Raw genomic sequence first — 13,587 nt, 5'->3', positions numbered from 1 at the left:
CGCACGGCCATTTCCGGGTGCGGCGTTTACGCCCTCGCAGTTTCCCGGCCCTATGCTACACAGCGCCGGCGGCGGATGCGCGACGCCGCATTCTGGGGAACCGCGTCCGTGGACAGCACCGCCGCACTGCATGCCGCCGTCGCCCGCCATCGGGAAGGCCGTCTCGCCGAGGCCGGCCGCCTGTACCGCCGCGTGCTCGCCGATGACCCGGTGCAGGCGGACGCTCTCCAGTTGCTCGGGCTGGTGGCACGCGCCGCGGGAATGGCGGACGACGCAGCGCGGCTCATGCGGCGCTGCCTGCGTATTGCGCCGCTGCACGTCGGCACCTTGCTGAACCTCGCCCGTCAGGCGGTCGAGCGCGACCAGTGCGTCGCCGCGATCCGCCCGCTGGCGGCGGCGACCGCCGTCCAGCCGGAGCGCGGCGACGCCGAAGCCCTGCTCGGCCGGGTCCTGCTGCGCAGCGAGCGGTGCGACCACGCGGCGTGCATGCTGCGGCGGGCCTGCCGGCTGATGCCCGACAACGCCGACACCCGCCACGCGCTGAGCGTCGCGCTGAACCACAACATGGTCGCCGCGTTCGACGAGGCCTTGCGGCACGCCGTCGCCGCCGTAGCGCTCGCGCCCGGCAACGCGGCCCATCACCTTCAGCTCGCCTTCGTGCGCAGCGAATTGGGGGAGCATCATCGGGCGAACGCCGACGCGCGCCGCGCCCTCGCCATCGACCCGACCCTCGACTGGGCGAAGCACGCCCTCGGCATCGGGCTGCTGTCGCTCGGCCACCTGCGGGAGGGGCTGGCGTTCTACGAGCACCGGCTGAGCAACATCGGCTTCCGCGGGACGCTGCCGCAGCTACATCCGTGGGACGGACGGCCGCTTCCCGACGGCACGCTGCTGCTGCACGCCGAAGGCGGGTTCGGCGATTCGATCCAGTTCCTGCGCTACGCCACGGCGGCGGCCCGGCTGTGCCGTGAGGTCGTGGTGGTCTGCCCGAAGCCGCTGGAACGGCTGCTCGCCGCTGCGCCGGGCGCCGAAGCCATCGTCTTCAACCCGCCGGAGATGCCGCAGGCGGGCGCCAAGGCGCTGTTCCTCAGCCTGCCGCACCTGTTCGGCGGCCGGCCGGAGACGATTCCCCGGGACACGCCCTATCTCCGCACCGACCCGGCCCTGGTGGACCGCTGGGCGGAGCGGCTGCGCGGGGTGGACGGGCTGCGCATCGGCGTGTGCTGGAGCAACGGCACCCCATCGCGCCCGGCGGACCCGCGACGCTCCGCGCCGGTGTCGCAGGTGCTGCGGCTGGCCGACGTGCCGGGCGTGCGCCTGGTCAGCCTGCACGTCGCCGACAGCCCGGACAAGCGCGTGCCGCCCACGCACGCCGGCCGCATCCTGCAGTTCGACGACCTCGACCAGGGGCCGCACGCCCTGACCGACACCGCCGCGCTGATGATGAACCTGGACCTCGTGGTCACCATCGACACCGCGGTCGCCCACCTCGCCGGGGCGCTCGGCCGGCCGGTGTGGCTGGCACTCGCCAATCGGGCCTGCTGGCGCTGGATGGACGACCGGGAGACGACGTGCTGGTACCCGACCATGCGCATCGTCCGGCAGGAGCGCCCGCGTGACTGGGACGAGGTGTTCACGCGGATCGCGGCGGCGCTCCGCCGGGAAGCCACCGGCCGCCGCGGCGAGGCCCGGAAGTGACCGGGGACGTCGGCGAACTCCTGCGCCGGGGCGTCGAGCATCACCGGTCGGGGCGCCCCATCGATGCGGCGCGGCTCTATTGCCTCGCGCTCATGCACCAGCCGGCCGAGCACAACGCCTTGCATCTGCTGGGACTGCTGCTGAAGGACCGCGGCCATGCCGACCATGGCCTCCGCCTGATCGGGCACGCCTTGCGCGTGGCGCCGGCCCAGCTCCCAGCGCTGGTCAACGCGGCGCGCGTGCACGTTCTGAACGAGCGACCAGCGGCGGCTCTGCCGTTGCTCAAGGCGGCCGCGGCCGTGGCGCCCGACCATGCCGAGGCGTTGCTGCTGCTCGGCCGCGCCTGGTACGCCGGCGGCCAGCCCGACGACCACCGGGCGGCCCTGCGCATCTTCCTGCGGGTGTGCCGGCTGGCACCCGGGCAAGCGGCCGGGTGGGTGTGCGCCGCCCATCCGATGATCGAATTCGAACGCGATTTCGCCCGGGCCAAGCGGCACGCCGCCGTGGCCATCGCCCTGGAGCCGGCCGACCCGGCGGCCCTCACAGAGCGGGCGTCGGCCCGCAGCGAGCTGGGCAACCATCGGGGTGCCCTCCGTGACGCCGGCCGCGCTCTGCGCATCAACGCGGACACCCCCTTCGCCGGGTACGTCGCCGGTTTCAGCCGGCTGTGCCTGGGCGACTGGAACGGCGGCCTGCCGGGCCTGGAACAGCGGGTCAGCCGGCTGCGCCTGCCGGCCCGCCATCCCGAGCTGGAGGTCTGGGACGGCCGTCCGCTCGACGGCGAGACAGCGCTCGTGCTCTTCGAAGAGGCGGGGCTCGGCGACACCCTCCAGTTCGTCCGGTACCTGCCGGCCGTGCGGCGGCTGTGCCGCAACGTGGTGGTGGTGTGCCGGGCCGGCGTGGAATGGATCGTCCGGCAGGTGCCGGGAAGCGAGGGAATCGCCGTCAATCCGCCACAGCTTCCCGCGCGGGGCCGTAAGGCACTTTTCATGAGCCTGCCGTTGCTGCTGGGCGCCGCGCCCGACCGGCCCGGCGCGCCGGTGCCATACGTGGCCGCGCCCGCGGCGGACACCGCCCACTGGGCCGGCCGGCTGCGCGGCGTGAACGGCTTCCGGGTCGGCATCGTCTGGGACAACAGCGCGCCGGACCGTCCCGCGGACATCATGCGGGTCCTTCCCTTCCCTGCGTTCGAGCGGCTGGCGGCGGTTCCCGGCGTCCGGCTGGTCAGCCTGCAGAAGGCCGACACGCCGCAGAAGCGGGTGCCCGAGCACGCCGTGGACCGCGTCGTCCAGCTGCCGCCGGACTACGACGCGGGACCGGACGCGATGCGCGACGCCGCTGCGGTCGTCGCGAACCTCGACCTCGTGATCACCATGGACAGTGGCATCGCGCACCTCGCCGGCGCCATGGGCCGGCCGGTCTGGCTGGTGCTCGCGCACCGCGCCTGCTGGCGGTGGATGGACGACCGGGAGACGACGCCCTGGTACCCAACGATGCGCGTCTTCCGGCAGGAGCGCCCGGGCGACTGGGATGGGGTGTTCACGCGGATCGCGGCGGCGCTGACCGACGCCGCGTCAGGGCGCGCGCTTGCGGGCGTGCAGGATGATCGGCGTTTCCCAGTGCAGGCGCCGGCCGACGCGGAGCACGAGTTCCAGCAGGCCTGAGCGGTGCACCAGCCGGGCGATGCGCTTGACCGTCGCCAGCGCCGCCCATTCGCTGAACGCCAGCGTCCGCAGGCGCTGCTCGAACACGTCCCAGCCCCAGTCCAGCACCTCCATGGTGCCGGCGTGGCGGGCCATCCAGCGCTCCATCCGGCCGCGGTCGACGAGGTTGAGGGTGTCCACGTAGGCGGGATCGCGGCCCAGCAGCCGCACGTACGCCTTGGCCAGCCACGCCGGCATGCGCGGCAGCCACAGAATACCGTAATGCCCCTCCCACCATGAGCCGTAGTTGGGAACCACGAACAGCAGCTGGCCCCCGGGCTTGAGCACGCGCACCGCTTCGTCGATCACCGCCTGGGGATCGCGCACGTGCTCCAGCACGTTGGAGGAGTAGACGACGTCGAAGCTGGCGTCGGGGAACGGCAGGGCCTCGCCCGGCGCTTCGGCGATAGCGTCCTGCGGCAGGCCGTAATGGTCAAGCAGGCGGCGCGCCACGTCGAGGGTGGCGCCGTACTCGCCGGCGCTCGGCTCGACGCCCCACAGGTCGAGGCCGTGCGCCACGCGCCCACGCACCACCAGCATGCCGCATCCCGAGCCGACCTCGAGGATCCGCTTGCCCCGGAGATCGGCGATGCGCCGCATCTCGGCCACCTGCTCGTCGGCGCGGGCTTCCGACAACATGTCGCGCGCGACTTGGTCGGCCGGGATGCGGGTCACCCCGCCGGTGAAGCCGGTGGCGACGTGCACGGCCGCCAGCCGGCGGGCGAGGTCCGCCCAGTCGGGCGGCGGCCGCAGCCCGGCGTCCTCAGCCGCCATGCTTGACGGCCCGGACGACGAAGATCGTGGCGCTCTTCATCCGGCCCAGCCGGTCCTGGATGCACTCGGCCTCGAAGCCGTTGCGGTGGAACAGCTCGACGATCTCCTCGATGGAGTAGAAGGTCTTGTAGGGCGGGTAGTACCAGTCCTCGACCTGGGCCTGGATCGACACGTTGTCGGCACGGCGGTTGATCTCCTGCCCCTTCAGGCGACAGGCGACGTGCGTCAGCGCGGTGAAGAAGTCGCACACCAGCTGCTTGCGCCGCGGCCCGTTCATGAAGGTGCGGCAGAAGTGGCGCACCGCCTCGTGCACCGGCGACAGCCAGGTCTTGAGGTACAGCCCCAGGTACACCACGCCGCCGGGCTTGGTGGCGTTCATCAGGTTGTGCATCACCTTGATGGGGTCGGGCGCCATCATCGCCACGCCCCAGCACCAGACCAGATCAAACCCGGAGATCGCCGGGTCCAGCGTCTGCAGGTCCTGGTGGTGGTGGGTGATGTTGGCGCGGCCGAAAGCCTTGGCCTGCTGCCGGGCGGTGGCGAGGCTGTCGGTCGAGATGTCGACCGCCGTCACCTCGTCGGCCAGTTCGGAGAGCACCACCGAGCAGATGCCGTGCCCGCACCCGGCGTCGAGCGCCCGCCCGACGTGGCGCTCGGCGATGGTCTCCAGCATGTACTTCTTGGTTTCCTCGTAGATCGGCACGAACTTCGGCCAGAACGAGTCGTAGAATTCCTTGGTGGCAACGTCGATCGTCATCGGCCTTGATCCTCTGGTAATCCCGTCCGCGTCACACCCAGGGGGCGAAGGGCCGGATGCGGCGGGTCCGCATGTCCGGTTCGACGAACAGGCGGGCTGTGGTGTTGAGCCGGGCGGCCAGCATGCTGTAGCCGCTGGCGGCGCTGATTCCGACCACGTCGGCGTTCATCAGGACATGAAAATCCTGGAGATAGTCGAGCCCCGGCCACGCCGGCACCACGTCGGGGCGCGCCAGCGGCCGGAACTCGGCGAAGTCGTGGCGCACGCCCTCCAGGTCGTCGCTGGCCACGTAGAGCACCGGGTCCTCCAGCGTCGGCCACAGCTCGCGCAGCCACTCCACGTACGACGCCGTCTCGGTGATCGGGTACTTGTACTGGATGAAGTCGCCGCGACGGATGTGCACCGCCACCACGGTCCGGCCGCGCGCGCGCAGCGCCGCCATGGCCGGATCGAGGAAGGGGCGCCAGAGCGCGCGCGGCTTCAGCCAGGACTGCACGCGCTCGCGGTATTCCTCCTTGTGCTCGAAGAGGAACAGAGGCGAGAGGATGTCGCAGTCGGCAATGGGCGGGTGCCCGGCCGTTCCGGTCACCAGGCGGTTGATGATCCGGCGCGGGAAATACAGCGGCGACAGCGGCCCGGACTGCGGCGGGTCGTCGAGGTCGAAATAGTAGCCGCCGACCCAGTCCGGCGTCTCCACCACATAGCCGTACTTCTCGGCGTACAGGCGGATCATGACGTACTCGAGCGCGTTGTGCGCGAAGCGTCCGTGGGTGGCCAGCGTCGACGAGGTGATGCGCGGCCGGGCCGGATCCGGGTTGGCAGCCCGCTCCAGCGTCGCGCCCAGCTCCTCGAGCGTGCTGCGGAAGGCGGCGATGGACTTGACGGTGAAGAAGCGGCTGTTGTCACCGGTGACGCGGGCGAGCAGCGCGCTTGCCGTCGTCGCGCGGCCAGCGGCCAGCTCGACGGTGGCCAGCGCCGTGCGGCATTCGCCTGGATGCGCACGCCCGGTGCCGAGAGGCTGCTGCTCCAGTTGCTGGAAGAACGCGCGCGCCTCCTCAAGCCGCCCGTCCTCGATCATCAGCGAGGCGAGCAGGTCGAGCGCCGACGCGATGTCGCCGCCCGGTGCGAACAGCGACCGCCGCAGCATGACCTCCGCCTCCGCGCGGCGGCCGAGCTGGAGCAGGATCATGCCGGCCCGCGCCAGCCCGCCGTTCAGACCCAGCTCCGCCGCCCGCGTGTAGGCATCGAACGCCGGCAGCAGCTGGCCGAGGGCGTGCAGACCGTTGCCGAGGTTGTAGTACAGCTCGGGCGAGTCCGGGCGCAGCGCCAGACCTCGGCGGAAGCACGCGACAGCGCTGGCGCGGTCGCCCTGTTCGACCAGCGCGTTGCCCAGGCTCATGTGCCCCGCGGCGAAGTCCGGGCGCAGGCGGATCGCCTGCCGGTAGCTGTCGATGGCTTCGTCCAGCCGTTCGGTCTGGCGCAAGGCGATGCCGAGATCATGGTAGGTCTCCGCCCGGCCCGGCTGCAGGCGCGCTGTGTGCCGCAGTGCCGTGACCGCCTCCGCCCAATGATCCGGACCGCCCTGCCCGCACAGCATGCTGCCGAGGCTCGATTGTGCCGGCAGGAAGGCCGGATCGACGACGATCGCACGGCGGTAGGCCGCCGCGGCATCCTCGAAGCGCCCCGCCGCCAGCAGCGCGTTGGCGTAGTTGTTGTGAACGTGGGTGAAGCTGGGGTCGATGCTCAGCGACCGGCCGATGAGCGCGACCGCCTCAGCCAGATTTCCCTTCTGCCGGTGCGCCACGCCGGCCAGATGCAGCGCGTTGATGTTCCTCGCGTCGACGTCGAGGATGCGCCGGTACAGCTCCAGCGCCGCGTCGAGACGACCGGCGTTGTGATGCTCGACGGCAATGGCCAGGGCCTGTTCGATGGTCGCCATGGGTTCCTCTGGGCGCGTGCGGCGGGTCAATGCGGCGGCAGGGCGGACACCCGGTCCACCATGCGCAGGAGTCCCTGCGACAGTCGCACGATGGCGGGGGATGCGATGAACAGTTCCTTGAGCGCCCGTTCCTCGCCGAACTTCAGCACGAACCCGTTGGGATTGAAGATGACCGCGATTCGGGCCACGTCGGACAGCACGTGCTGGGTCCGGCCCTGGAACACGGCGTCCAGCAGGGCGCGGGCGAAATCGCGGGCGTCGTCCAGGTCCAGCACCGCCAGCCGTGTGTCCAGGCGCGTTTCGTTGAACAGGAACACGGCGTCCAGCCGCACGCCCCCGTCGGCATCCTCGCTGACGGCGATGTGCGTCAGGAACTTGCCGTCCGGGAACAGGACGGTGCGGTCGTCCGCCTCGACGTTGATCACCAGCCGGCTGCGCGCGGCAATGGCGGAGGACAGATCGTTCATGACTGGCTTCGTGTCGTGGGGAGACGCCGCCACGCCGGCCGGTCAAGCACCGGCCAGTCGCGCTTCGACGTGCTCGCAGATGTAGTGATAGAGGCAGATGTGCGCCTGCTGGATCAGCGGCGTGCTGCGCGACGGCACCGCGAGCAGGACGTCGGACAGCGAGGCCAGCTTGCCGCCGCCTTCGCCGGTCAGCGCGATGGTGCCAACACCCAGCGACCGCGCCATCTCGAACGCCGCCACCACGTTCGGCGAGTTGCCGGAGGTGCTGAGGCCGAGGAGAACGCCGCCGCTCCGGCCGTAGGCCTCAACCTGCCGCGAGAACACAGTCTCGTAGGAGTAGTCGTTGGCCCAGGCGGTCAGCGTGGCGGCACCGGACACCAGGCTGATCGCCTTCAGCCCCCGGCGATTCTTGAGGAAGCGGCCGACCAGCTCGCCCGTGATGTGCTCGGCGTCGGCGGCAGAGCCGCCGTTGCCGCACACCAGCAGCGGGCGGTCCGCGCCGAGCGCATCGACGATGCGGTCGATGGCCTGCTCGACCAGCCCATGGTCGAACGCGTCGCGGGTGCGCTCCAGGACGGCGATGGACTGATCGAGGTAGGCGCCCAGGGCGGAGCGGCCGGAGGATGAGTGTTCCATGATGACGGCTGGAGCGCGGTTGTTGAGGCGGCCCCGACATTGCCAACCGGCCGGGCTCGCTTCAATGGAAATATTCCGTTCGGGGGCGGGCGCGCCGTTACAACGCGCCGGCATCGCGCAGCACGGCGAGCAGGCGCTCCGTCGCCTGGCTCCAGGTGAAGCGCTGGAGCAGGCGCGTGCGGGCATCCTTCGGCGGGCCGTCGCAGCCATCGAGAATGCTCCGGATCACGGCGGCGGCCGCCTGTTCGTCCGGCTCCCACCAGTCGAGCCCGTGGAACGGCGGCCAGGGGTCGGTGCTGTAGGGAAGGTGCGCCGGGCCGACCGCGCACGGGATCATGTGCGCGACCTCGTCGTCGAGGTATTCGAGGTAAGCGCTGTTGCGCGGCGCCACGAGTTGCAGCCCCATCGCCCCTGCCTTCGACATCGGCAGGTCCCAGCCCTCGCCGTGCGACAGGCTGACGTAATGGGTCGCCATGCGGAACAGCGCGGTCATGCCCTCCTCGTCGAACGCCTGGTCGAGGACGACGATCGGCGCCGCCTGCTCGCGCCGCCGGCCCACCGCGGCCTCAGTCTGCGCGAACAGCTCCTCGATGCCAGCCCTCGTCTTCGGGTTGCCCTTGCCGAGCTTGAGGACCAGGACCGCGTCGTCCGCCGCCTGCGTGCTGGTCAGCCAGACCCGCAGCAGGCCGTCGACGTTCTTGCGCGGCAGGAAGTCCGATACGTTGAGAAACCGGCGCCGGTAGTCGGTGACGCGGCGGCCGTCGCGTGCCGCGAAGGTCAGCGACGGGCCGTCCGGCATCTGGGCATCGACGCCAAGCGGGCAGACGCGCAGGCGATCGGCCGGGTATCCCGCGTCGACCCAGGCCACGCGCGAGGATTCAGCCGGCACGATCACCGTCTCGAACCGCTGGCACAACCGGCCCCAGGCCGGCGGAATTCGCGTTCCCTCGAACATCGAGAACAGCACGGTGGGCAGGCCCGGCACCGGCTCGACCGCCGGCGGGACGAGAAAATGCAACGCCGCGCGCGCCCGCACCGGCGGCGGAACCGGGCCGTTCTCCCAGGTCTCGCCTCCGAACAGGCCGATGAGATCCAGCGGAACGCGACGGGCGAGAAGCTGCGCGACATACCGGTTGGTCATGTGGGCGTAGCCGCTGACCCCGGAGAAGTGCCCGCGGACGACGAGCCCCGGCACTGCTCCGGCGTCGTGTCGCGCTGCGGCGGCCCGGCTGTAGCGTGCCGACCGCACAAGCGCGTGGCCCGCATCCGGATGGCCGGGATCGAGCTGTAGCGAGCGGCGGAACTCCACCTCGGCTTCCGACGGAGTCCCGAGGTTGAACCGGCTGGTCCCGAGAAGACGGTAGACACCGGCATCGGCGGGGTCGAGCGCCAGGGTGTTGCGCAGCAGCCCGACCGCCGCGGGAAGCGAGCCGGCGGCGAGCTGAAGCACCGCGGCGTTGCCGTGCTCCTGAGCCGAGTGGGGCTGCAGCCGGACGGCTCGGCGCGCCGGCACCGTGGCGCCATCGATGTCGCCGACCAGTTGCATGACCACGCCAAGCCGGCTGTACGCGCCGACGTGCGTCGGCTGCAGTGCGATCAGGCGGCGGAGGGTCCCGGCCGCGGCGCCGGCCCGTCCGAGGGCCTGCTGGACAACCCCGAGGTTCAGCAGGACGTCGTGCGCGTCCGGCCGTCCCCTCAGCGCAGCGGTGAAGGCCGTGGCGGCGCCGTTGAGGTCACCGCGCTGGAACAGCAGCACACCTAGGAGATTGGTGGCGGCGAAATTGGATGGATCGGTGCGCAGGGCCGCCACGCAGGCCGCCTGCGCCTCGGCGAGCCGGCCGGCGCCGTGATGGTGGAGGGCCTGCGTCAACAGATCGGTCATGCGGGTCATCCGGAGCGGGGGGCGCCCAGCTATATCGACATTCGGCCGAATCGGCAATTCCCGCGCCCGGGTCGCAAAGACCGGGACCAAAAAAAAGGGGCGCTCCCGTAGGAGCGCCCCCCGTTTGCTGAGCGATCAGATCGATCAGCCGAAGACCACATCGCTGGTGGCGATGGTGGTGTTGCCGTTGAAGATACCGAGCAGCTTGATCTCCGTCGCCGCCGTCACCTGGCCATCGCCGTTGGTGTCGGTGACGAGGTAGGCGCCGGTGTTGGTGCCGTTGTTGGCGAGCACCATCACGTTCGCACCAGCCGTCGAGTTGGTGAGCGTGCCGATGGCCGTGGCCACACCCGACAGATCGGTCAGGCTGGACACCGCCGTCGTCAGACGGCTCACCTCGTCGGTCGCCAGGTTGATCGCGCCGGTCGCCCGAGCCGCACCCTGAACCGTACCGTCACCGTTACGGTCGAGGAGCGTGCGCAGGGCACCCGTCAGGACCAGCTGGTCGGTACCCGACTGGAAGTTGGAGATCTGGTTCGCCCCGGTCGTGCTGCCGGCCGCCACGAACGTGGAGGAGGCGAGCACCACCTGATCGACACCATTGCCGGACGCCAGCGTGAGCTGAGCGTTGCCGGCGGAGCCGACCTCGAAGCGGACCGTACCGCCGGTCACCGTCACCAGATCCGAGCCCGTGCCGCCGATGATCGTCTCGACGTTGGACACGGAGAAGGTGTTGCCGGTGTTGCCCAGCGTCACCAGGTCCGAACCCGTGCCGCCGATCAGCGTCTCGACGCCGCGCAGCGTGGTGGTCACGCCGCTGGAGCCGAAGGACACCACGTCGGTGCCGGTGCCGCCGACCAGGATCTCGACGCCGCCGGTCAGCGACATGGTGTTGCCGGTGTCACCCAGGAACACCCAGTCGGTGCCGGTGCCGCCCTGCAGGGTATCGACACCGCGGATCGTGATCGTGTTGCCCGAGGCGTCCAGCGCGATGCTGTCCGTACCCGAACCGCCGACCAGGATCTCGACCCCACGGACCGCCATCGTCGTGCCCGTGGTCGCCGTGAAGATCACGTCGGACCCGGTGCCGCCGATCAGCGACTCAAGCCCGCTGACAACCATCGTCGTACCGGTGTTGCCGGTCGTGATGACGTCGCTGCCGGAGCCGCCCGTCAGCGTCTCGAGGCCACGGAGCAGAACCGTGTTGCCCGAGGTGCCGAGGGTGATGTTGTCGGTACCCGCACCGCCGATCAGGATCTCGACGCTGCCCGCAACGGTGAAGCTGTTGCCGGTATCGCCGAGGAACACGAGGTCGCTGCTCGCACCGCCGCTCAGCGTATCGACGCCACGCACCGTGATGGTGCTGCCCGAGCTGCTGAGGGTGACGTTGTCGGAGCCGGTGCCGCCGACCAGGATCTCCACCGCGCCGACCAGCAGCGAGCTGCCGTTCGAGTCGGTGAAGATGATGTCGGAGCCCGCGCCGCCGGTCAGCGTCTCGAGGGCCGAGATCAGCGTGGTCGTGCCGGTGTCGCCGATCGTCACCACGTCGGAGCCCGAGCCGCCGAGCAGCGTCTCGACCCCGCGCAGCAGGACCGTGGTCCCCGACGTGCCGATGCCGACCACGTCGGTGCCGGAGCCGCCGACCAGGATCTCGACCGCCGAGATCTGCATCGTCGTACCGGTGTCGCCGGTGATCACCAGGTCGGAGCCCGCGCCGCCCGTCAGCGTCTCGAGCCCGCGCACCGTGACGGTGTTGCCGGAGCTCGCCAGGCTGACGATGTCGGTGCCGGCACCGCCGACCAGGATGTCGATCGCGCCGACCTGCGTCGTCACACCCGCGCTGGCGACGAACAGCACGTCCGTGCCGGTGCCGCCCAGCAGCGTCTCGACGCCGGAGATGATCGCCGTCGCGCCGGCCGAGCCGATGGTGACGACGTCCACACCCGCGCCGCCGGTCAGCGTCTCGAGGCCCGTGACCACCAGCGTGGCGCCGGCAGCCGCGGTGACGATGACGTCGGTACCCGTGCCGCCCACCAGCGTCTCAACCGCGGACACCAGGCTGGTCATGCCGGTGTTGCCGAGGGTGATGATGTCGGTGCCCGCACCGCCGGTCAGCGTCTCGATGCCGCGGACCGTGGTGGTGGCGCCCGTCGCGCCGATGGTGACGACGTCGGAGCCCGCGCCGCCGACCAGGATCTCGAGGCCCTGGACGAGCAGCGAGGAACCGGCCGTGGAGGTGAACACCACGTCGGAGCCCGCGCCACCGGTGAGCGTCTCCAGACCCGAGACCAGCAGGGTGGCGCCGGCGCTCGTCGTCGCGACGACGTCGGCACCGGAACCGCCGAGCAGGGTCTCGAGCGCCGACAGGACCAGCGTCACACCCGACGAGCTCGTCGAGATGATGTCGGTGCCCGCACCGCCGCTCAGCGTCTCGAGGCCGACCACCTGCATGGTGGTGCCCGTGTCGCCGACGGTGATGATGTCGGTGCCCGCGCCACCCGTCAGGGTCTCGAGGCCACGGACCGTGGTGGTGTTGCCGGTCGCATCGAGGGTGACGATGTCGGAACCCGCACCGCCGACCAGGATCTCCAGGCCGCGCACCAGCGTCGTGTTGCCGGACGTGCCGAGGAGGATGACGTCGGTGCCGTTGCCGCCGACCAGCGTCTCGATGTTGACCAGGACCGCGGTCACACCCGTGCTGCCGATGGTGACGAGATCCGTCCCGGCGCCGCCGGTCAGGGTCTCGACGCCACGCACCAGGATGGTGTTGCCCGAAGCCGCCAGGGTGGCGACATCGACGCCCGCACCGCCGAGCAGCGTCTCGACGTTCGTCAGCGTGACGGAACCGCCCGCGCTGCCGATGGTCACGACGTCGGTGCCCGCACCGCCGACCAGCGTCTCGAGCAGCGACACCACGAGGGTGTTGCCGGCCGTGTCGAGGGTGATGACGTCGGTGCCCGCACCGCCCGTCAGCGTCTCGACCGAGATCACCGTGAAGGTGGCGCCGGTGTCGCCGATGGTCACGACGTCGGTGCCGACGCCGCCGGTCAGGGTCTCGATGCCACGCAGCAGGATGCTGTTGCCAGCGCTGCCGAGCGTGACGACGTCGGACCCCGCGCCGCCGACCAGGATTTCCACGTTCGAGACGAACGTGGTGGCACCCGCGCTGCCGAGCGTGACCACGTCGGTCGAAGCAGAGCCGGTCAGCGTCTCAGCCAGCGACAGGGTGATGGTCGCACCCGCGGAGCCGATGACGATGGTGTCGGTACCCGCACCGCCGGTGATCTGCTCGAGCAGCGAGACCACCGTGGTGGAGCCGAGCGAGCCGACGCTGATGACGTCGGTGGCCGCACCGCCAACCAGGGTCTCGAGGCCGGACACCTGCATGGTGGTGCCGGTGTCGCCGATGGTGATGACATCGGCGCCGGTGCCGCCGACCAGGGTCTCCAGACCGCGGACCGTCGTCGTGTTGCCCGTGTTGTCGAGCGTGACGACGTCGGAGCCGGTGCCGCCGACCAGGATCTCCAGGCCGCGGACGACCAGGCTGTTGCCGCTGTTGCTGACGAAGACGATGTCGGTGCCCGCACCGCCGGCCAGCGTCTCGACACCCGACACCAGGGCGGTGACGCCCGCGGAGCCGATGGTGATGAGATCCGTGCCGCCGCTGCCGGTCAGCGTCTCGAGCAGCGACACCACCGTGGTGTTGCCCGAACCGCCCGACAGGCTGACGA

9 protein-coding genes are annotated in these 13,587 nt (G+C 70.9%); 2 read left to right on the top strand and 7 right to left on the bottom strand.

What is annotated here, in order from left to right:
• The first annotated feature begins 108 nt into the window (after nt 1–108).
• A complete protein-coding gene (locus ACRWK7_RS16415) occupies nt 109–1,698 on the top strand; it encodes a glycosyltransferase family 9 protein (protein WP_431857339.1) in 1,590 nt (529 codons plus the stop codon).
• Complete coding sequence (locus ACRWK7_RS16410) at nt 1,695–3,362, top strand: glycosyltransferase family 9 protein (RefSeq protein ID WP_431857338.1); 1,668 nt, start codon at nt 1,695–1,697, stop codon at nt 3,360–3,362. The genes ACRWK7_RS16415 and ACRWK7_RS16410 overlap by 4 nt, the downstream gene beginning before the upstream one ends.
• Here the strand turns inward: ACRWK7_RS16410 and ACRWK7_RS16405 are convergent.
• The 7 genes from ACRWK7_RS16405 to ACRWK7_RS16375 form a co-directional block, all read right to left on the bottom strand.
• Entirely contained in the window at nt 3,273–4,175 is a 903-nt protein-coding gene (locus ACRWK7_RS16405; protein ID WP_431857337.1) for a methyltransferase domain-containing protein, read from the bottom strand. The genes ACRWK7_RS16410 and ACRWK7_RS16405 overlap by 90 nt on opposite strands.
• Complete coding sequence (locus tag ACRWK7_RS16400) at nt 4,165–4,932, bottom strand: class I SAM-dependent methyltransferase (protein WP_431857336.1); 768 nt, start codon at nt 4,930–4,932, stop codon at nt 4,165–4,167. Before ACRWK7_RS16400 ends, ACRWK7_RS16405 begins: the two co-directional genes overlap by 11 nt.
• A 31-nt stretch (nt 4,933–4,963) precedes the next feature.
• Complete coding sequence (locus ACRWK7_RS16395) at nt 4,964–6,871, bottom strand: tetratricopeptide repeat protein (protein WP_431857335.1); 1,908 nt, start codon at nt 6,869–6,871, stop codon at nt 4,964–4,966.
• A gap of 26 nt (nt 6,872–6,897) precedes the next feature.
• Entirely contained in the window at nt 6,898–7,338 is a 441-nt protein-coding gene (locus ACRWK7_RS16390; RefSeq protein WP_431857334.1) for a hypothetical protein, read from the bottom strand.
• Between the two features lie 42 nt (nt 7,339–7,380).
• Complete coding sequence (locus tag ACRWK7_RS16385; protein WP_431857333.1) at nt 7,381–7,974, bottom strand: D-sedoheptulose-7-phosphate isomerase; 594 nt, start codon at nt 7,972–7,974, stop codon at nt 7,381–7,383.
• A 97-nt stretch (nt 7,975–8,071) separates the two neighbouring features.
• Nucleotides 8,072–9,844 carry a tetratricopeptide repeat protein gene (locus ACRWK7_RS16380; RefSeq protein WP_431857332.1) on the bottom strand — a complete coding sequence of 591 codons (1,773 nt, stop codon included), beginning with the start codon at nt 9,842–9,844 and terminating at the stop codon, nt 8,072–8,074.
• A 156-nt stretch (nt 9,845–10,000) separates the two neighbouring features.
• On the bottom strand, nt 10,001–13,587 hold a 3,587-nt coding region (locus tag ACRWK7_RS16375), incomplete at its 5' end, for a beta strand repeat-containing protein (protein ID WP_431857331.1).

This window comes from Azospirillum sp., from assembly GCF_050789165.1.
This window is presented reverse-complemented; position numbering and strand designations above follow the sequence as displayed.

Bases quoted from the DNA above. Each gene is read 5' to 3' on its own strand.
- ACRWK7_RS16385 (WP_431857333.1), bottom strand. From the start codon at position 7,974: ATGGAACACTCATCCTCCGGCCGCTCCGCCCTGGGCGCCTACCTCGAT.
- ACRWK7_RS16390 (WP_431857334.1), bottom strand. From the start codon at position 7,338: ATGAACGATCTGTCCTCCGCCATTGCCGCGCGCAGCCGGCTGGTGATC.
- ACRWK7_RS16405 (WP_431857337.1), bottom strand. From the start codon at position 4,175: ATGGCGGCTGAGGACGCCGGGCTGCGGCCGCCGCCCGACTGGGCGGAC.
- ACRWK7_RS16395 (WP_431857335.1), bottom strand. From the start codon at position 6,871: ATGGCGACCATCGAACAGGCCCTGGCCATTGCCGTCGAGCATCACAAC.
- ACRWK7_RS16400 (WP_431857336.1), bottom strand. From the start codon at position 4,932: ATGACGATCGACGTTGCCACCAAGGAATTCTACGACTCGTTCTGGCCG.